This window comes from Bacillus sp. FSL K6-3200 (assembly GCF_038630485.1).
Lineage (GTDB): Bacteria > Bacillota > Bacilli > Bacillales > Bacillaceae > Bacillus > Bacillus safensis.
Genome location: NZ_CP152032.1, coordinates 1591166 through 1611465, shown reverse-complemented (window position 1 = coordinate 1611465; position 20300 = coordinate 1591166). Strand labels below are relative to the sequence as shown.

Genomic DNA, 20300 nt, shown 5'->3' with positions numbered 1-20300 from the left:
TTTTCATGAACTGCTATCTTCTGTTACCTCAAAATCAACCGATGCTTTTGGGATGCCATTGATAATAATCGTTAAAGTATGGGTTCCCTCATAGTGCTTTCTCGTCGTCATATTCTGAAAGGACTGTGACCTGACGAATTCTCTATGTAACGCTGAACTTGTTTCAAACTCTGTTATTTTAAAAACCTTTTGATTGCGGGTACCCCGAGCTTTGACATAGTCTATGGCATACTCTACACGCAGCTTTAGTGGCTTATCAGCCTGAAGTGTAAATTGAAAGGTCATTTTCTCTCCAATACGAATAGGATCTTGAACTACCTCCAAATCCGTTACTTGAACAGATGGATCATCCCCATAGCCAAACAAAGCCATGATATCTGGATCGCCTTTTTTTAGTAAGGTTCGGGATGCATGTTTAATGATCCAGTTCGTATGTTCATTCGTTCCATACCAGCTTTTAGCCGTCTTCTTCATCAGATCAGGCTGAATCGCAGAAATGTCATTTAAGTGGTTTGCTACACTTTTTTGCACATAGCGCGCTGGGTCCGACTTCAAGTTTTCTAAAATAGGCAGCGTAACAGAAGGGTCCTTTTTAAGCGCAGGAACAGTTAATCCCCATGGCAAACGTGGTCTGCTTCCTTCACTAGCCAGCCGCCGAATATGCTCATTTTGATTTTGTGACCATACGAGCATTTGCGCCAGCATTTTGTCTTGATCCTGAATCAGAAAAGGCCGAACGGCAAATTCAGAAGTGGAGAAAGGCGTAAAGAATTCGAGCGCCTTGATCGAGATATCCCAATGTGCTAGACCGTACGTTTCGACGTAGTCTGGAAATACAAGCGCACTAAGTCCTGAAAAATGCGGGGCTGTCTGACGCAGCACCTCAATTGCCTGCTCATAATCCTTAGACAGACAAGCATGCATCGATTCAGTGACTCTTTTCATTCTGCCTTTTAACTCAAGCTGCTGCCAATCCTTTTGAAACACAAGCCGTTGGAATTTTTCAACATCAAATCCGGTCGACGCTTGTGCAAGTTTCTCCGCTAATTCTTCAATAAATAATTCATGATAAACATGTTTTAATGGTTCGATCGTGTCCGCCTCCCACTTATCAGTACCTTCATTTTACCCCAATCTGAAAAAAGTGGTATTGCCACAAGCAAAAACAGCCCAATTCCGCAGAACCAGGCTGTTGTGTTTCGCTATATAAACATATTAATGATCATAATAAATGCAATGGCACTAACGGAAATGATCGTCTCCATAGCCGTCCATGTCAAAAACGTTTCTTTAATGGTCATACCAAAATACTCTTTGATCAGCCAAAAACCAGAGTCATTGACGTGAGACAAAATCAACGAACCCGCCCCTGTAGCTAACACTAGAAGCTCTCTGCTCACATCCGGCATAGATGCAGCAATCGGTGCGACAATACCAGCTGCGGTCATCATGGAGACCGTAGCAGATCCTGTTGCCACACGAATAACAGCAGCAATCAGCCAGCTAAGCAATATTGGCGAGATCGGCGAGTGTTTGGCTAAATCTGCAATATAATCACCAACACCCGAATCGATGAGCACATTATTGAAAGCCCCGCCTGCTCCAATGACAAGCAGAATGGAAGCAATCGGTCCTAAACATTCATTACTAAAGGAAAGCACCCGGTCACGGCTCATCCCTTGCACAAAGCCAAGACTGAAGAAAGAATACACCGTTGCAATCAACAGTGCTGTAATTGGATCTCCAATGTACTTGAATATCTGAAACCATAAACTGTCCTCTGGTAAAATAATATCCGCCAGTGTGGCAAGAAGCATTAGAATCACTGGCACCAAAATCGTAAACATCGTATTTGCAAATCCGGGAAGTTTGCGATCTTCATTGCGTTCAGTAAATTGCTTTCTCAGCAGCTCTGGAACTGGTTTATGAATCCGCTTTCCAATCCACTTTCCATACAGCGGCCCAGCAATAATAGCTGTCGGCAAACCGACAATAATGGAAAAGAAAATGGTTTTCCCCACGTTGGCATGATAAATGCCGACAGCTGCCATAGCAGCTGGATGAGGCGGCACAAGACCATGAACGACAGACAAGCCAGCAATGAGCGAAATCCCAATTGTCACGAGCGAGATGCCTGTTTCAATCGCAATCGTAAACAATAAAGGAATGAGAAGAACGAATCCGACCTGGAAAAAGACAGGTATTCCCACAATAAAGGCAACAAACATCATCGCCCAATGCACATTTTTTGTCCCAAACCGGCCGATTAATGTGTGAGCGATTCGCTCAGCTCCACCTGATTCAGCCATCATTTTCCCAAGCATGGTTCCAAGCGCTAGAACGATGGCCAGCAATGATAACGTATTGCCTAACCCCGTTTTAATGGATTGAATGATTTCCTGCAGGTCCATCCCTGTGGCAAAGCCGACTAACATAGAGGTAATAATTAAACTCACAAACGGATTCAACTTAGCAACTGTTATGAGGATGAGTAATAGGACAATTGCCGCAATCACGATGAATAAAAGCATGCTCTCCCACCTTTTCCCTGATGTTTAATGATTTTGTTTTAATTGCAGCGCACTAATGACATCAAATTCATCCTTCAGTTTGTCATAGAGACGCTCATATAAATAAAACATTTCTATGTATGTTTCATTGTTCTCCATATTTGGTTCATGACGGGCAGAGATTCGAATCCAATCTTGAACCTCTTCTATCTCTTCCATATAACCTAAACTATGAAGTGCGAGCACAGCCGCCCCAAGTGCTGATGCCTCGTAGCTTTCTGGGACAAGTACTTCCCTTCCCATTGTATCCGCTAAAATTTGCCGCCAAAGCGGAGATCGCGCAAATCCGCCTGACGCCCTGACATCCTTAGCTGAACCGGTTAAATCCCTTAAGGCAACACCGATCGAGAAAACACTCATGATGACGCCTTCTAACACAGCTCTTATAAAATGCTCCCGCTTATGCTGAAGACCAATCCCAAAGAAAGTGCCTCTCGCATTTGGATTCCAATAAGGTGCACGCTCACCTGTTAAAAATGGCAGAAACAGCAGCCCCTCTGAGCCGGCTGGAACTTTTTTTGCAATATCAATCATCAGGTCGTAAGGGTCCACTCCAAGGCGCTTTGCTACCTCCACCTCCGAGGAACCAAATTCATCCTTCAGCCATCTCAGCATGATCCCGCCATTATTCGTCGGTCCTCCAACCACCCAATGCTTATCAGTCAACGCATAGCAGAACGTTCTTGATTGCTCATCTGTTATTGGTTTGTCCACGACCGTACGGACTGCACCGCTTGTCCCAATCGTGACAGCCACCTCACCTTTTCCAATTGCGCCCACACCTAAATTCGCTAGAACCCCATCATTCGCACCAACCACAAATGGTGTATCTTCCGCAATGCCCATTCTTAGGGCAATCTCTGGCTGAAGACCTCTCAGCTGATGCGTCGTGGAGACAAGTTCAGACAATTGACTGGCATCAATTCCAGCAATGCGAAGCGCCTGCTCATCCCATTGAAGCGTTTCCAAACGGAACAGTCCCGTTGCTGAAGCGATTGAATAATCGACGACATACTGACCGAAGAAATGATAAAGAATATATTCTTTAATGGAAATAAATTTCGCTGCCCTTTTGAAGACATCAGGTGCCATTTCCTTGATCCACCGTATTTTTGAAAGCGGTGACATTGGATGGATCGGCGTGCCGGTTCTTTTATACACTTCGAAGCCGTCCATGTCTGAAGTGATTCGCTTCGCTTGCTCTGCACTTCTGTTATCTGCCCAAATGATACTGTTCGTTAACGCCTTGTCATCCTTATCCATCACAATCAAGGAATGCATCGCTGTACTAATCCCGATGCCTATGAGATGTTTTGCATCAAATGCTGCTTTCGTCAACGCACCTCTTACACTTGCAATGACAGCTTCTAATATATGTTCAGGGTCTTGTTCAACCCATGCTGGCTGGGGCTGAATGAGATCATAAGGAACCGAATGTTTTGCTATCACTTTCCCCTGTGGTCCAAACAGCACCGCCTTTGTACTTGTTGTTCCAATATCCAAACCAATTACCGCCTGGTTTCCCTTCATCTGTATCACGCCCAATCATTGATTTGAAATCATATTTATTGTTTTGATATACCTGTTAAATCCCATTATAGGAATAATTTTTTCGACATTCAACGACTGAAAAGAAAATTATTTTCACTTAAAAGCTCACAATCGTTACCACAACGGCATTTTTCACTAATAGAAAAATTTATTTTTGAAACCATTACACCCTTTTTTGTGAAATGGTTTCTCTCATTTGTTTTAAATTTGTTAAAGTTTCCTGCTGCCTTAAGTGTGCAAGGGCAAAGTATAGTACGTCAATGACAGTGAGCTGAGCAAGTCTTGCAGACATCGCTTCTGTTCGAAAAGCCGTTTCTTGCGTCGAAGTATACAACGTGACATCGGCAAGCTGGCTCAATGGAGAGCGCTGATAGCTTGTAATACCGATGGTTTTCGCTCCTTTTTCCTTTGCTGTTTTCATCGCATCGAGTAAATCTTTATTACGGCCAGAATGAGATATACCGATCACTGTACTGTGCTGGTCGAGAAGACCGGCAGACATCGCTTGGAAATGAGAATCGGTGTGAACAATACAGTTGATACCTGTCCTCATAAATTTATGAAAAGCGTCTGTTGCAATGAGGCCGGACCCGCCACTCCCATAAAACTCTAAGCGCTTTGCTTCATGAATGATTTTTATCGCTTTTTCTACATCCTCTGGATTCAACAATTGAAAGCTATCCTTTAATGCGGATATATTCGCCTGAAAAACCTTTTGCATAAAAACAGCTGTATCATCATCAAGACTCATTTCTTCATCTACATAATCAGGCTTTGTTTGATCTATTTCCTGGGCAATTGCAATCTTCAAATCTTGAAAACCCTCAAATCCAAGCCTTTTACAAAGACGAAAAATCGTTGCCTCTGAACTCGCTGTCTTTTTGGCAAGCTCGACAATAGACAAATGAATAATGTCGCCAGGTTCACTCGTAATATGTTCTGCAATTCCTTTCAGCTTTGGCGGCAATCCTCTGCTTGCTGCGCGTATTTTTTCAATACTACTTAAACTGACAGAAGCCAATTGACTTCACTCCTCCCTTATTTATGTGAGCGCATACATTTCCTCATGTTCCCATCTTATAAAAAAGAAGCCTGTTTGCACAGACTTCTTTTTTATGAATTCATCGTTTTGATCAATAAATCAAAAAAAGCTTCAGCATCTACATCGGTACACACTTGGACATTACGCTCTTTCTCCCACTGGTGCTGAAAATCACAGATCATTTGACCGTCACAAAACTCACTCTTCGTCTCCACTTCTACATGAAAAGCCTGTGTGCTTACAAGCTCCTTGTTAATGGCAAGACTTACAGCAAGCGGATCATGCATGGCACACGCCCACACACCATTGCGCTCAAAATAGCGCTGGCGGTAAATGCTTGTACTCTCTCTGATGTAAGCTGCCAACGTTTCATTTTGAATGGCATCGATTCTCTCATCCGTTAACAAGACCTGTCTCGTGACATCTAACCCCACTTGAGTCAATGAAGGGAACCCAGCATCCAGCACCAATTTCGCTGCTTCTGGGTCCGCATATGTATTGAATTCCGCAACTGGTGTGACGTTCCCCTGCCCCTTCACGACACCACCCATAAAAATGACTTCTTTCACATGATGAATCAGCTCAGGGCATTTTTTCACCGCAAGGGCTAAATTCGTTAAAGGTCCTGTCAACACAAGCGTGACCTGCTTCGAATACTGCAGCACTTGTTCAATGATAAAATCAGGCGCAAAACCAGCATCTGCTGTTTTCTTTAGCCGGACATCCTTTAAAGCACCGCCAATTCCATCCTCTCCGTGCACCCGATGTTCATAATGAGGTGCTCTTAAAAGAGGGGTTGCTGAACCTTTGATGACAGGAATGTTATCTGCCTCAACCAGCTCAAGCACTTTACACGTATTCAATGTAGCCGCATCGACAGACACATTCCCACACACAGTAGTAATCCCCAAAATATCAAACTGCTTACTTTTCACTGCCAGCAAAATCCCAATCGCATCATCGATTCCAGTATCTACATCTAAGATCAATTTCTTTGTATTTGCCATGGGTGAAATCTCTCCCTTGTTTGTAAGTGTTGTTAGGTGAATGATAGCATATGCCTGTTTCAACTATTTGGGTAATATTAGAAGGTTGATCTTATTACTCTTTTTCTCCAATGTCTTTCAGATACTGTTCCCGTTCTTTTTCTGAAAGACTATTTAGAAAATCTTCTTTTACTTGAGGATCAAAGTCATCCCAGTTCTCAAAGCGATCTGATAAATCAGGGGAATGACTCATCGAACCTATTTCATTAGATTTGTATATTAATGATGCAGAAAAATGGTATTTATCAGGCTCATTATTTATATATCCATCAACTGTGACATAACCCATAGGGCTTATAGATACATTTTTTTTAAATGTGATGGTTCTGATAAAATTGTGAATATCTTCTTCATGTAAACGTTCTTCAATTTTTGGTTTCATCTTTTCTGCGAATTTTTCTACCTTTTCTTGATCACTTTTCTCTTGCACTACTTCATCTGAAAAACTCTGATGAATGTACTCTACAACAAACACAGTTACGAAGATGACGGCGACCACAATTATGATAGAAAATTTCAATGTATTTCTCATGAAAAGCAAAAACTCCTTAATATACTTTAAATCAGTCTACCAATGAATTTGACAAAATAAAAACAGGTAGGCTAGTACCTGTTCTACTCTTTTTCTCCAATGTCTTTCAGATATTGTTCGCGTTCTTTTTTAGATAAACTATTCAGATAGTCTTCTTTCACTTGAGGATCAAAATCATCCCAGTTCTCAAAACGATCTCCTAGTTCTGCTGAATAACTCATCGAACCGATTTCTTTTGTTCTATACTTTAATGAAGCGGAGAAATTGAATTTTTCTGGCTCATCATTCACATATCCTCTAACTACAATAAAACCCATCGGACTAATGGTCACTTCATTTTCAAAAGTGATATCCTTTATAAAATGATGTATATCCATTTCATGTAGATCTTTTTCGATTTTCGGTCTCATTTTTTTTGCAAATTCTTCTGCCTTTTGTTGTTCACTTTTCTCTTTTTCTTGCACTGTATTCTTTCCTCCTGAATCATTTGGCTTACTTAGTTTTTTATTTTGAGAAATTAATGCAGATATTGAAATAATTATTATGATAGCCAAAACAATTAAAAACTTTACTGTATTCTTCATTAGTAACAATAGCCACCTTTTAAATTTTTAATCATGGGCTTAATCTCCTCACACTTACAATAGAAATTTATCAAAATCTATAATATAATTATTAAGATAAATATTACAGGAGTGACATTTTTGTCTAAAAAAACATCCGAATTTCAACTTAACGATCAAGACTATATCTTAATATCAGAAGAATCCTATAAAATAGAAAATTATAACACATCCAAAATAATTAAATTAAACGACGGAAAAATCATGCACGTAATTGACTACAAAGAAACTAGAAACGGCCTTAATGCACTAACCCTTGTCTCAAGAGAAGATTATCGTATTTCAAACAAAGGAAAAGACCTCACCAAAATCAAAAACGCAGTCATCGCTTACCGTGGTTCTGAACCGATTGGTGCAGGCCAATATAAAGATACCATTAAAAAACATGGAAAAAAAGAGTCAGATGATCTTCTTTCTACCATTTTGACGAAGCTGCCTCCTTTTAGTCGATCGAAGGGTTCACAGGAAGTGACGACTAAGTTGACTACAGGCACAACCACCTATACAAATGAAATTGTTCAAGATTGGATGGTTTCGGACACAAAGTATCTGATTAAAAATATTCCATTTGAGCATGGTGCAGAGAATCAAATGGTTCAAGCGGATCGATATGCGAAAGAAATACATAAGAAAATGCCGAATGCCAAAATGTATGTGACAGGTCATTCACTCGGCGGGTCAAATGCTTCCTATGTTCTTGTCAAAAACGACTTTATTCAAGGCGGGGTCACCTTTGAGAATCCAAATATTTACCCAAATCTATCGGATGGTCTACAGGCTAAAGCATTAAAAGGCGATTACCGCAGTAGATTAACAGAATATATTAATCTCAATGACGGGCTTTCTCTTTTAAATCGGCATACGACAGAAATCGGTCGAGTGAAAGTGATGTATGATGCCGCTCTCCCCGAAGGCGTCGATTACTCCGAGGACTCCTCAAAAGCCGTCCAATTCATGAAAGACCTCCTCAATCGGGCAATGAGTGTAAATCCTTCACTGGATGCGAATTTATTCCTTGAAGCAATCGCTGGCAGCCATGGATTAGATCGTTATACCTTTTCGCCAGACGGCTCCGTTCAAACCATTGATGATATGTTGAGAAAAAATCCTTCACTTACCACAGCCATGTTACATCAGTTGAGTCAATCAAATGTTGATCCTCATAGTGTGGTGGCGATTTTAATTAAGTCCCACGTTCTCATGAACACAGGGCGTAAATTCTCGACATATGCCGATCACCATATGCAGCAAATCATTCGTAAAATTGAGAAACTCGATGACAAAGTGGATCAATCTGTAGAACGGGTACGCTCAAGGTATAAACAAATTGTTGGCTTTGGTTCTTATGATCAGCTGACGGCTTCAGATGTGGATGCTGTGATTCGCCACTTAAAAACAGAGGGTCTTGAGAATGAGTTCTATTCGGTCAAAAAGTATGATAAAGCGATTGATAACGCTATGAATTTAAAAAGATGGCTGGACTCAATATCAGATGATATGAGCGAGCTAGGAAAACAATACCACGATGCAGATACGACCCTGGCAAAGAACATGGGTATTTCTTAAGGAGTACGATAAATGGAATTTTCAAAGAAACAACCAACAGATGCAGATCGTTTTTTGCAAAGAATGACAGATACGCATACATCAAGCTCCATCTTCTCAAAAGCAAACTTTGACACGGAAGACATGACACCAGCAGAGCTGGCAGCTTTGAAAGCAAAGATCAAAGAAGAACAGAAAACAGCACTTATCAGAGCCATCCGGCATCAGCTTCAAAATGAATTTGCAGAAGATCGCCAAGAAGCGGAAAAAATTTTAGATCTAATTGACGACCTTCTGGTCAAAGTGTATAAACAACAACAGCGCATCCATACGCATATGTCAGGTGAAGCCATAGACGCCTTAATAGAAAAAATTGAACAAAGACTCAAGTTTTACGAACTGAAAGAAGATGTTCAATGTGCCATCAACTCGATTGGCATTTAGATGAACCTTCCATCCAATGAATCTTTTCCCCTCCTCACTCGTATATACTAAAAGAGTGATTGATTTGAAAGGAGATCTGTTTGTGGGATATATTTTGTTATTTTCGGTAGTGATCGGTCTTGTCTTGACCCTTTTGCTCACACCGCTCAGGTTGATCGTTAGAAAGAAAGGGACAGAACAGCAGGTGCCGCTCATGTGGATTGCAGGCCTTGCTTTGCTGTTCATAATCGGTATTTTTGTATTCTATTACATCACCAATTTAGATCGTAACCCTTCATCTCTATGGCTGATTGGTCTTGTTGTGACAGCAGCAGGCGCCTTTTTGTCAGTAGGATTGGAGCGTAAGATCAAAGGTGTGCTGTTTCTTATTCTATTGCTGCTCGGTGTTTACATGGCGACAGCTTTCCTATTCAATGCGAATGAGAAATTTGATGTCTCGAAAATGGATCAAAAAGTAGAAATCAAAGCGTTTGATGAGACAGAAACACCTGCGAGTGTACCGCCTCAATTTGCTCGGAACAAAATGAAGAAATCGTTTGGACAGGTTCCAAACACAAGCTACTATGAGCTTGGCAGCTTGCAAATTCAGAAGGTCAACGGTGAGTATGTATACATCGCTCCAGTGGAGTTCTCGGACTTCTTTAAATGGATTCGTGCAGGCAGCACGCCGGGTTATTTTACATTAAGTGCGACCGACTCATCTGCTAATCCAAAATTCGTGAAAACAGAGATGGTCTATACGCCTTCCTCCTATTTCAACAAAGAAATTGAGCGGCATATCCGTCTCCAGTACCCAGATTTGATTTTCTACGGCGGTACACAGCTGGAAATCAATGATGATGGCAAGCCTTATTACATTCAAACGTATGGCGATTTCATCTCTGCCCGAAACGGCTTTAAAGCTTCCGGTGTGGTCGTTGTTGATGCCAAAACGGGTGCGACGAAGAAATATGCCCTAGATCAAGTACCTGCCTTTATCGACGGTGCTGTTTCACCAGAGGCGGTCAGTCTGCAGAACAGCTATTTCGGAAACTATATTCACGGGTTCTGGAACAGTATGTTTGGAAAGTCAGATGTCAAGCTGCCTTCCGATGAAGGAACAGAAGCCAATGTAAGCCCAGTGTTTGATTCAAAAGGAGATATGTATTACTTCACAGATTTCACAAGTCCGAAAGAGGGCGTTGATTCCATGCTCGGATATGCCCTGACAAATGCCCGGACAGGAAAAGCGACTTATTATACCGGAAATCTTGAAGAATCCTACATGGATTCTCAGGGCGCTCTGCAAATTATTGAGAAACGATTCATCGAGAAAAAATGGAAAGGGCGCATGCCGATTCTCTATAATTTCTATGGAGAAGCCAGCTGGCTCACACCTGTTCTCGATTCAAATGGATTCCTGCAAAACTACTTTATCGTTTCTGCAGCCAATCCAGAAATCGCTGCGTATGCTTCTACACCAAACGAAGCACTGAGAGCCTATAAGACAGCTCTTCAAAAGGGCGGCGGTACCGTTAACAGTTCCTCTAAGCAGGAAAAGAAAGAAGCGGCAGGGAAGGTCAAACGAGTCTACAAAGAAAAGACCGGTGATTATACAACCGTCACCTTCCTGCTAGACGATGGAAAAAGCTACACCATGTCATCTGAAAAGGAACCTCTCGTCATTTATTTAAAAGAAGGCGATCAGGTCACCATGAAATATACAGATACAGGTGAGATTTTCCTTCCAGTTGATGAAATCAAAATTAAAGGGTTATAAAAAAGACGTTTCTCCTACTGAGGAGAAGCGTCCTTTTTCTCTTTCCTTAACAATTCAACGAGCAATTCCTTATTTTTATTTCCCCCGGTCATCGGTGACTCGACATAGGAGAACTTTCGTTTGAAATCCATGCCTCTGACAGAAATAACAGCTAATTCACCGCCAATGCTGCCTCGCTGGAGGACATATTTAGATAAAACAGAAAGACCCATTCCATGGATCACAGCTTCTTTAATCGCTTGATTGCTGCTAAAGGTCACAAAGGTTCGTGCTTTCAGTCCATTTGATTTCAGGACATGCTGTAAATATTCTCCTGTCCCTGATCCCTCTTCTCTCGTGATCCATGTTTCGTTTTGTAATTGATCAATGGTGACATCTTTTCTCTTGGCAAAAGGATGATCTAATGGCGCCACAATATAAAGCTCGTCCTCTAGAAAAGTTTCTACAGAAAGCTCTTTGTCATTGGTCTGTCCTTCGATCAAACCAATGTCAACATGGAATAAACGGACATGTCTAGCGATCGCCTCTGTATTATCAATGACCACCTCAATATCAACATGCGGATAGAGCTGATGAAATTCCGCCAATATTTGCGGCAGCACATACTCACCAATTGTGAAACTCGCCCCGATGGTCAGCTTTCCTCTTGCCAAATGATGATGCTCATAAATGTCCTGCTTCGCCTGTTCATAGAGACGAATGATTTGTTTTGATCGATGGTACAGCATATCCCCAGTTGGTGTAACGGTTAATTGCTTTGGCGAACGATTCAGCAGAACGGTCTGGAATTCCTGCTCCAAGTTCTTAATATGAAGACTGACACTCGGCTGAGAAATCCGCAGTTTTTGGGCTGCTTTTGTAAAGTTCTTCTCCTCCACCACTGTCACAAATGTCTTCAGTGCATCGTAATACATCGGTCCCTCTCCTATCAGAAATCTTAATCCAACACCTTACCTATATATATCTTACTAATTCCTTTCCAGCACGTAAAGAACCGCCTAAACGAAAACAATTTAATAAAAATATTTACTAATTTTTTTAAAGACTCTATACTAAGAGGAGATATTTTCTATAGGAGGTGCTGATTTGGCAGCTAAAATAAAGGACATTGCAGAAAAAGCAGGCTTATCCATTGCAACGGTATCACGCGTACTAAACCAAGATCCCAACCTATCTGTCACCGATCAAACACGCGAAAAAGTATATGCCGCCGCAGAAGCTTTGTCCTATCAAAAGAAGACATTCAAGCATTCATTAAAAAAAATCGCCTTTCTCTATTGGATGACCGAGAAGGAAGAGCTTGAAGATATTTATTTTAAATCCATTCGACTCGGCATTGAGGAACTCACCAATACTCGGAGTCTAAATGTTACCGCTTACAATCCGTCTGATGGACTTCAATCCATTGATCCTACTACAGAAGGAATCATCGCCATCGGCCGATTTAAAACGTCAGAGCTTGACCAATTACATGCAATCACTCCGCACATTGTCTTTATTGATACGACGCCAGATGAAGACCGTTTTGATTCTGTAAAGCCGAACCTGAAACGAATTGTTGAAAAGATCATCGATTCTTTTATCGAAAAAGAGCACACATCTATTGGATTCATTGGCGGCACAGACCTTGATCTGAATACGAATGTGCATATTCCAGATATTCGTGAAACGACTTTCCGTGAATACATGATGACCCGCAATGTGCTTGATGAGCGATTGGTCTATATCGGCCACCATTTCTCAGTAGATGAAGGCTATTCGCTGATGATGAAGGCGATTGACGAGCTTGGTGATGATCTGCCCACCGCTTTTTGTGTCGCTAGTGATCCTCTTGCCATCGGCTGCTTACAAGCATTAAATGAGCGAGGATTTTCTCTGCCGAACCGCGTCAGCGTCTTTAGTATCAACGATATTCATGTGTCTCAATATGTGTCACCGCCGCTCACCACGTATCATATCCATACGTCATTACTTTGTGAGACAGCGATCGATTTACTTTTAGAAAGACTTGTGGACGGCAGAACACTACCTAAAACTGTGCTAATTGCCTCCGAACCTGTCTTTCGGAAAAGCACCATATAATCAACTGGAAGCCCCTCCTAATGTGGAGGGCTTCTTTTCTCTCTATACGAGTAAAAAATTTTACTTAATAAATTTAATAAAATATGTTTACTTTTTTTACTTAAGTTGATATTCTCACATTAAGAAAGCGTTTTCTTATCATCTGTGAAAAAAGAACGAGAGGGGATTACCAATGAAAAAGGGAAAATGGGCGACATTATCAGCAGTTGTCGGTACTGCTGTGCTTCTGCTTTCAGCATGCGGGCCAGGAGATGACAATTCAAGCGGGACTCAGCCAGCATCTACAGGTACAAAGACCTTGCTAGTATGGGAGGATGTTAAAAAGTCTGATGGGATTCAAGACGCTGTAAAAGAATTCGAAAAACAAAACGATGTGAAAATCAAAGTGGTCGAAAAAGCGTATGCCGACCAAATCGAAGCTCTCCGCCTTGATGGAGCAGCTGGGACAGGCCCAGACGTCATCACGATGCCTCACGATCAAATTGGATCAGCCGTCACTGAAGGACTATTACAGGAAATCAAACCTGATCAAAAAGTGATCAATTCCTTCACAGACGAATCCATTCAATCACAAACGGTAGACGGCAAGCTGTATGGCCTTCCGAAATCTGTTGAAACGACAGTGCTTTTCTATAACAAAGACCTTGTCAAAAAGGCACCAACTACACTTGATGGCTGGTATGACCTTTCGAAAAAGCTGACAAAAGACGGGAAATACGGTTTTGTTGCGAAATGGGATGAAATTTACTATGCACAAAGTGTGTTAGGTGGATCAGGGGGCTATATTTTCAAACAGAAAAGCGACGGCTCTTATGATGTCAATGACATTGGTCTGAACAACGATGGCGCCATCGAAGGCGGAGCATACATTCAAAAATTCTTTAGCGAAGGACTTTTCCCAAAAGGCATCATTGGTGAACAAGGAATCAATGTCCTCAACTCCTTATTCACAGAGAAAAAGGCGGCAGCTGTCATTTCTGGTCCATGGTCATTTGGTCCATATAAAGAAGCTGGAATTGACTATGGCGTAACAGAGCTGCCAACACTCCCGAACGGAAAGCATATGAGCTCATTCTTAGGTGTAAAGAGCTACAACGTCTCCTCTTATTCTAAAAATAAAGAACTTGCTGAGAAATTTGTTGAGTTTATCACGAATGAAAAAAATTCGAAGAAGCGATTCGAAGTGACAGAGGAAATTCCACCAGTGAAAAAGCTGATGAAAGATCCAATCATTACTAAAAACGCCAATGCAGATGCTATTTCAAAACAAACGAAATATGCCACACTGACACCGAACAACCCAGAAATGGCAGAGGTGTGGAAGCCGATTGACAGCGCATTAGGTCTCATTGCAACCGGCCGGACAGATGTGAAAAAGGCATTTGATGATGCCGTCAATCAAATCGACTCTCAAATTAAAGCAAATCACTCTAAATAATCATCAAACACGGGTAGCCTTTACGTCTATCAAGCTGCCCGTATTTGATCTAATTTCATATGAAGTAGGTGTTAGACGTGACGGGTAACCTTGAACTAGACCGCACACACATAGTGGAATCAAAGACACACCGGAGACGGGCGCTAATGTTCTCCTTAATACCCGGGATGGGGCAGATATACAACAAGCAGTACGGCAAAGGGGCACTTTTTTTCCTGTTCGGCGTCTCTTTTTTCATCGTATTTTATGATTTATTCAATATTGGCTTTTGGGGGCTGTTCACCCTTGGTACGATGCTGCCTCGTGACAATTCTGTTTTCCTTTTGGCAAAAGGGATAATTGCCCTGTTAACAGCTGGTTTTGGTATCGGTTTTTACGTACTCATGATGCGTGATGCTTTTATGAACGGAAAGAAACGTGATCAAGGGGTTCCGCTTCATTCCATCCGAGCTCAATATCATCAGCTTATCGACCAAGGCTTTCCTTACTTAATGAGCACTCCTGCTTTCTTTTTACTTCTTTTTTCTGTTGTCTTTCCTATTATGTTCAGCTTTGCGCTTGCCTTTACGAACTACGATTTATACCACTCGCCTCCTGCCAATCTGATCGATTGGGTAGGGATCAAGAACTTTCAAAATATCTTTTCAATTGATATTTGGAGAGACACCTTCATTGATGTACTTGGCTGGACCGTCGTATGGACATTGGCTGCGTCCACCCTTCAATGTGCCCTCGGCATCTTTCTAGCGGTTCTGCTTAATCAGAAGGATTTAAAAGGAAAAAGGTTTTTTAGAACGATTTTGATTCTTCCTTGGGCTGTTCCGGGTTTTGTGACCATTTTGGTGTTTGCCGGACTGTTCAACGATACATTTGGAGCCATTAACAACACACTTTTTGCATCGATTGGAATTGATCCAAAACCATGGCTGACAGATCCATTTTGGAGCAAAATTGCCCTCATTGCGATGCAGACTTGGCTTGGATTTCCTTTTGTTTTCATTATGACAACTGGTGTTTTGCAGGCGATTCCAGAGGATCTATACGAAGCTGCGACCATTGATGGGGCCAACTTCTTTCAGAAATTCCGGTCCATCACGTTACCGCTTGTCCTTTATTCCATTGCGCCTATATTAATCACACAATATACGTTTAACTTTAACAACTTTAATATCATCTACTTATTTAATGGCGGAGGACCGCCTGTGGCTGGCTCAACTGCTGGGGGAACGGACATCTTGGTTTCTTGGATTTACAAACTCACGATGCAGTCTTCTCAATATGCACTCGCTGCCGCTGTCACGATCTTACTTTCAATCTTTGTCATCGCCATTGCACTCTGGCAGTTTAAGAGAACGAATTCATTCAAAGAGGAGGACATGATGTGATATGGGATCAAAACAAAACAAGCTCATTCGCCTGAGCATCACTTATTTTATCCTTTTCATTGCCTCCATTTGTATTCTATATCCACTGCTTTGGACGATTGGTGCTTCTTTTAATCCTGGGAACAGCCTCATGAGTACAAGCATGTTTCCGAAAAATCCAACGTTCAGCCACTTTACCGAGCTGTTCTTCGGTCAGGGGGCACTTTATGCAAAATGGTATTGGAACTCAATGAAGATCAGTATTGCCACCATGCTATTAACGCTGATTCTTGTCAGTTTTACAGGCTATGCGTTTTCCAGATTCCGCTTCAAAGGACGGAAAAATGGGCTGATGCTCTTTTTGCTGCTGCAAATGATTCCTCAATTTTCAGCGCTGATAGCGATTTTTGTTCTTGCTCAAATGCTTGGACTCATTAACAGCCACCTTGCCCTAATTTTGATTTATGCAGGTGGACAAATTCCGATGAATACGTATTTAATGAAAGGCTATCTTGATGCGATTCCAAAGGATCTCGATGAATCAGCCAGAATGGACGGCGCAGGGCATTTTCGGATTTTCATCCAAATTATTATGCCGCTCGCTAAGCCCATCTTAGCTGTTGTCGCAATCAACTCATTTACAGGTCCACTGGGTGATTTCATCATTTCCAGTGTCATTGTCCGCTCACCCGAAATGTATACACTCCCAATCGGTCTGTACAATCTTGTGTCAGACAAAATGGGTGCCAGCTACACGACCTTTGCAGCCGGGGCTTTACTCATTGCGATTCCAGTCGCTTTATTGTTTCTTGTTTTACAAAAACAATTTGTATCCGGCCTTACACAAGGCGGGACAAAAGGATAAGGGGAGATTTGATGAAGAAATGGTTGCTTGTCACTGTTGTCGTTTTCTTTCTGATGGGATTAGGTATTCTGCCTGAAGCAAGGGCCGAAACGATTTCTGTGAAACCGATCAATGGCCTGCAAGGTGATTTCATCAAAGGGGCTGATATCTCCATGCTTGCAGAAGTGGAGAGAAGCGGCGGCAAATACTACAACCAGAATGGACAGCAGGTTGATCCGCTTAAGCTATTAAAGGATAAAGGCGTCAACTATGTGCGTATCAGACTGTGGAACCATCCATATGACAATCAAGGCCGTGCCTATAACGGCGGCACAAATGATCTCAATACAGCCATCGCTTTATCAAAACGCGCAAAAGCACAAAACATGAAAGTGCTGCTTGATTTTCACTACAGTGATTTCTGGACTGACCCCGGTAAACAATTCAAACCGAAAGCGTGGGCATCCCTCTCACAAAGCGATTTAGAAAAAGCGGTCGGCACTTACACAGGCGATGTGCTCAAAGCGATGAGAGCGCAAAATGCCTTGCCGAATATGGTTCAGGTCGGGAATGAGTTGAACTCAGGTATGCTGTGGCCAAACGGAAAAAGCTGGGGTGAAGGCGGTGGTGAATTTGATCGGCTCGCTGCTTTGCTAAAGGCTGGCACAAATGCCGTCCGCTCAGTCGATTCAAACATTAAAATCATGCTTCACCTTGCACATGGCGGAGACAATGGTGCATCCCGCTGGTGGTTTGATGAAATCACAAAACGAGGCGTCTCCTTCGATACGATCGGTTTATCTTATTACCCGTATTGGGACGGCGGATTTAGCGGTCTTACGTCCAATATGAATGATATTAGTGCCCGCTATAACAAAGACGTGATCGTGGTGGAAACCGCTTACGGCTTTACGACAGCTAACGGTGACAACCTAGATAACTCATTTAATCAAGACTCTGTCAATACAGCCGGCTATCCCGCCTCACCTCAAGGCCAGGCATCTTTTATACGAGATCTATCCGAAAAGATTTCACAAGTAAACAACAAGCGCGGAAAAGGGTTCTTTTATTGGGAGCCGCTTTGGATTCCAGCGAAAGGTGCTCCGTGGTCTAGTCAATACGGGCTGGCTTATATCCAAACAACCGGTACTGTCGGAAATGCGTGGGAAAATCAAGCGATGTTTGATTTCAACGGAAAAGCACTGCCTTCTCTTGATGTATTTAAACAAATGACACCGTAACTAAAAGGATAGGACGTGACAAAATGGGAAAGCGTTACCCACTCGTTCACCCAAATGTGAAAGGCTTTTTGCATGGTGGCGATTACAATCCAGATCAATGGCTCCATATGCCAGAGATCATTGAAGAAGATTTTCGATTAATGAAGCTTGCACACTGTCAAACATTCTCCATTAACATTTTCGCATGGAGTAAGCTAGAGCCAGCAGAAGGTCAGTATGACTTTGCATGGCTGGATGACATCATGGACCGCTTGGCAGCGCAGGGGGCTCACGCCATTCTCGCAACGCCAAGCGGAGCAAGACCTGCTTGGCTGTCACAAACATATCCAGAAGTATTGCGCGTCGAAGCGAATCGTCAGCGTAACTTACATGGACTGCGCCATAATCATTGCTTCACCTCTCCGGTTTATCGAGAAAAAACGAATACACTCAACCGGCTGCTGGCGGAACGCTACAAGGATCATCCAGCACTAATCATGTGGCACATTTCGAATGAGTACGGCGGCGAATGTCATTGCGATCTTTGCCAGGAAGCATTTCGAGACTATTTGAAAGACAAATACAATCATGACCTTGAGGCTTTGAATCAAGCCTGGTGGACTGGATTTTGGAGCCACACGTATAGTGATTGGTCACAAATCGAGTCACCTGCACCGCACGGAGAGCACATGATTCACGGCATGAACCTGGATTGGAAGCGCTTTGTCACAGCACAAACAATCAATTTTTACAAAAATGAAATTGAGCCGCTGCGGGAATTGACACCTCATATCCCAGTAACCACGAACTTTATGGGCGACTATCCGCATATGCGTCCATTCCTTGGTCTGGATTATCATCAATTTGCAAAAGAGGTCGATGTGATCTCATGGGATAGTTATCCTGCTTGGCATAGCGGCAGAGAAACAACGTCCGAATTAGCATCAAATGTCGCCTTTGTACATGATTTGTATCGTTCATTAAAGGACGGACAGCCGTTTCTCGTCATGGAGAGTACGCCGAGCCTTGTGAACTGGCATGAAGTGAACAAGGTCAAACATAAAGGCATGGCACACCTTTCTGCCATGCAGGCAATTGCCCACGGATCAGACTCCGTGCTTTATTTCCAGTGGCGGCAAGGCCGAGGCGCCTCCGAGAAATTCCACGGTGCCGTTGTCGATCATTCTGGTCATGAACATACGCGTGTGTTTCAAGAGGTGGCTGATCTAGGGAAACAACTGGAGCAACTGCACCCAATTACGGGCACATCCGTTCAGCCAGAGGTTGCCATCATTTACGATTGGGAAAACCACTGGGCCATTGATGATGCGCAAGGCTTAAATAATACAAACAAACGCTATGTAGAAGCTTGTCAAACTCACTATCGAAGCTTTTGGAAAAAAGGCATCCCTGTTGACATTGTCGGAATGGAAAAGGATTTCTCATCCTATCGTGTGCTCATTGGGCCAATGCTCTACATGATCAAACCAGGTGTTGCAGAAAAAATTGAAGCCTTTGTCAAAGAGGGCGGAATTTTTATCGCGACTTACTGGAGCGGCATGGTCGACGAAAATGATCTCTGTTTCCTCGGAGGTTTTCCTGGTCCTCTCCGCCATGTCCTTGGCATTTGGGCAGAGGAAATCAACACATTGATGCCAGATGAACATGTGTTAATGACCACAGGGAATGGACGCACCTATCATGTCGGACAATACTGCGAATCCATTCATCCTGAAACAGCCTCTGTGTTAGGGCACTTTGAGAATGGCTGCTACGAAGGACAGCCAGCTCTAACTGTCCGTTCATTAGAAAAAGGGAAAGCATACTATATGGCCTCAGAAAATGAGCAGGCTTTTTACGATGAGTTTTACGAAGACCTTATCGAAGGTATTGGCATAAAGCCTGTCCTATCGACTGCAATTCCAGAAGGAGTCAGTGTACAAAAGCGAACAGACGGTACGCAGGACTATGTGTTTTTGATGAATTTTACAGAAGAGCAGCAGAACATGTCACTAGATTCAGAGGCAAGCTATGAGAATATGCTGACAGGGCAACATGTGCCTCAAGAGCTCCAGCTTGATCCTTACGAGTACATGATTATGAAAAAATAGATTGAACGAGGCGTCTACTCATTGGACGCTTCTTTCATTTTAGTAAGTCTAAATACCCTTATATATTCATGTATTTTATATTTAAATTTGAATCTTTATATTTTATCTAAATTTTTTGACATGTTTCAT

17 protein-coding genes are annotated in these 20300 nt (G+C 42.4%); 9 read left to right on the top strand and 8 right to left on the bottom strand.

The window, feature by feature from the left end; genetic code table 11:
- Positions 1-3: 3 nt before the first annotated feature.
- The 7 genes from MHI60_RS08130 to MHI60_RS08100 form a co-directional block, all read right to left on the bottom strand.
- The gene (locus MHI60_RS08130; RefSeq protein ID WP_342502680.1) at positions 4-945 is read right to left on the bottom strand and encodes a hypothetical protein; all 942 of its coding nucleotides are present in this window, start codon (positions 943-945) and stop codon (positions 4-6) included.
- 257 nt (positions 946-1202) lie between these two features.
- Positions 1203-2531, bottom strand: a complete 1329-nt coding sequence (locus MHI60_RS08125; protein ID WP_039182672.1) for a GntP family permease — start codon at positions 2529-2531, stop codon at positions 1203-1205.
- A 24-nt stretch (positions 2532-2555) separates the two neighbouring features.
- Positions 2556-4100 (bottom strand): gluconokinase, encoded by a 1545-nt coding sequence (gene gntK / locus MHI60_RS08120; protein ID WP_144484104.1) that lies wholly within the window; start codon positions 4098-4100, stop codon positions 2556-2558.
- Between the two features lie 184 nt (positions 4101-4284).
- Complete coding sequence (locus MHI60_RS08115) at positions 4285-5142, bottom strand: MurR/RpiR family transcriptional regulator (RefSeq protein WP_048237914.1); 858 nt, start codon at positions 5140-5142, stop codon at positions 4285-4287.
- A 92-nt stretch (positions 5143-5234) separates the two neighbouring features.
- The gene (locus MHI60_RS08110) at positions 5235-6170 is read right to left on the bottom strand and encodes a nucleoside hydrolase (RefSeq protein WP_144484107.1); all 936 of its coding nucleotides are present in this window, start codon (positions 6168-6170) and stop codon (positions 5235-5237) included.
- A gap of 94 nt (positions 6171-6264) precedes the next feature.
- Complete coding sequence (locus MHI60_RS08105) at positions 6265-6741, bottom strand: DUF1433 domain-containing protein (RefSeq protein WP_144484110.1); 477 nt, start codon at positions 6739-6741, stop codon at positions 6265-6267.
- A gap of 83 nt (positions 6742-6824) precedes the next feature.
- Positions 6825-7325 (bottom strand): DUF1433 domain-containing protein, encoded by a 501-nt coding sequence (locus tag MHI60_RS08100; RefSeq protein ID WP_073208025.1) that lies wholly within the window; start codon positions 7323-7325, stop codon positions 6825-6827.
- Between the two features lie 120 nt (positions 7326-7445).
- Here MHI60_RS08100 and MHI60_RS08095 point away from each other — a divergent pair, with 120 nt between their 5' ends.
- The 3 genes from MHI60_RS08095 to MHI60_RS08085 all read left to right on the top strand — a co-directional run bounded on the left by MHI60_RS08095 (position 7446) and on the right by MHI60_RS08085 (position 11112).
- On the top strand, positions 7446-8930 hold the full coding sequence (locus tag MHI60_RS08095; protein WP_144484113.1) for a DUF2974 domain-containing protein: 1485 nt from the start codon (positions 7446-7448) through the stop codon (positions 8928-8930).
- 12 nt (positions 8931-8942) lie between these two features.
- Positions 8943-9353, top strand: a complete 411-nt coding sequence (locus tag MHI60_RS08090) for a hypothetical protein (protein ID WP_095409948.1) — start codon at positions 8943-8945, stop codon at positions 9351-9353.
- 82 nt (positions 9354-9435) lie between these two features.
- The gene (locus MHI60_RS08085) at positions 9436-11112 is read left to right on the top strand and encodes a hypothetical protein (protein WP_144484117.1); all 1677 of its coding nucleotides are present in this window, start codon (positions 9436-9438) and stop codon (positions 11110-11112) included.
- A gap of 14 nt (positions 11113-11126) precedes the next feature.
- Here the strand turns inward: MHI60_RS08085 and MHI60_RS08080 are convergent, their stop codons facing one another.
- On the bottom strand, positions 11127-12026 hold the full coding sequence (locus MHI60_RS08080) for a LysR family transcriptional regulator (protein ID WP_024427566.1): 900 nt from the start codon (positions 12024-12026) through the stop codon (positions 11127-11129).
- A 172-nt stretch (positions 12027-12198) separates the two neighbouring features.
- On the opposite strand from MHI60_RS08080, the gene MHI60_RS08075 reads away from it, so the two are divergent.
- The 6 genes from MHI60_RS08075 to MHI60_RS08050 all read left to right on the top strand — a co-directional run bounded on the left by MHI60_RS08075 (position 12199) and on the right by MHI60_RS08050 (position 20171).
- A complete protein-coding gene (locus MHI60_RS08075; protein ID WP_144484120.1) occupies positions 12199-13194 on the top strand; it encodes a LacI family DNA-binding transcriptional regulator in 996 nt (331 codons plus the stop codon).
- A 172-nt stretch (positions 13195-13366) separates the two neighbouring features.
- Entirely contained in the window at positions 13367-14632 is a 1266-nt protein-coding gene (locus tag MHI60_RS08070) for an extracellular solute-binding protein (RefSeq protein ID WP_095409951.1), read from the top strand.
- Between the two features lie 146 nt (positions 14633-14778).
- Positions 14779-16017, top strand: coding sequence for a sugar ABC transporter permease (locus tag MHI60_RS08065; protein WP_144484310.1), 1239 nt, complete (start codon positions 14779-14781; stop codon positions 16015-16017).
- 1 nt (position 16018) lies between these two features.
- Positions 16019-16861, top strand: a complete 843-nt coding sequence (locus MHI60_RS08060; RefSeq protein WP_012011808.1) for a sugar ABC transporter permease — start codon at positions 16019-16021, stop codon at positions 16859-16861.
- Between the two features lie 11 nt (positions 16862-16872).
- Positions 16873-18081 (top strand): glycosyl hydrolase 53 family protein, encoded by a 1209-nt coding sequence (locus MHI60_RS08055; protein ID WP_144484123.1) that lies wholly within the window; start codon positions 16873-16875, stop codon positions 18079-18081.
- A 23-nt stretch (positions 18082-18104) separates the two neighbouring features.
- Entirely contained in the window at positions 18105-20171 is a 2067-nt protein-coding gene (locus tag MHI60_RS08050) for a beta-galactosidase (RefSeq protein ID WP_144484126.1), read from the top strand.
- Positions 20172-20300 lie beyond the last annotated feature (129 nt).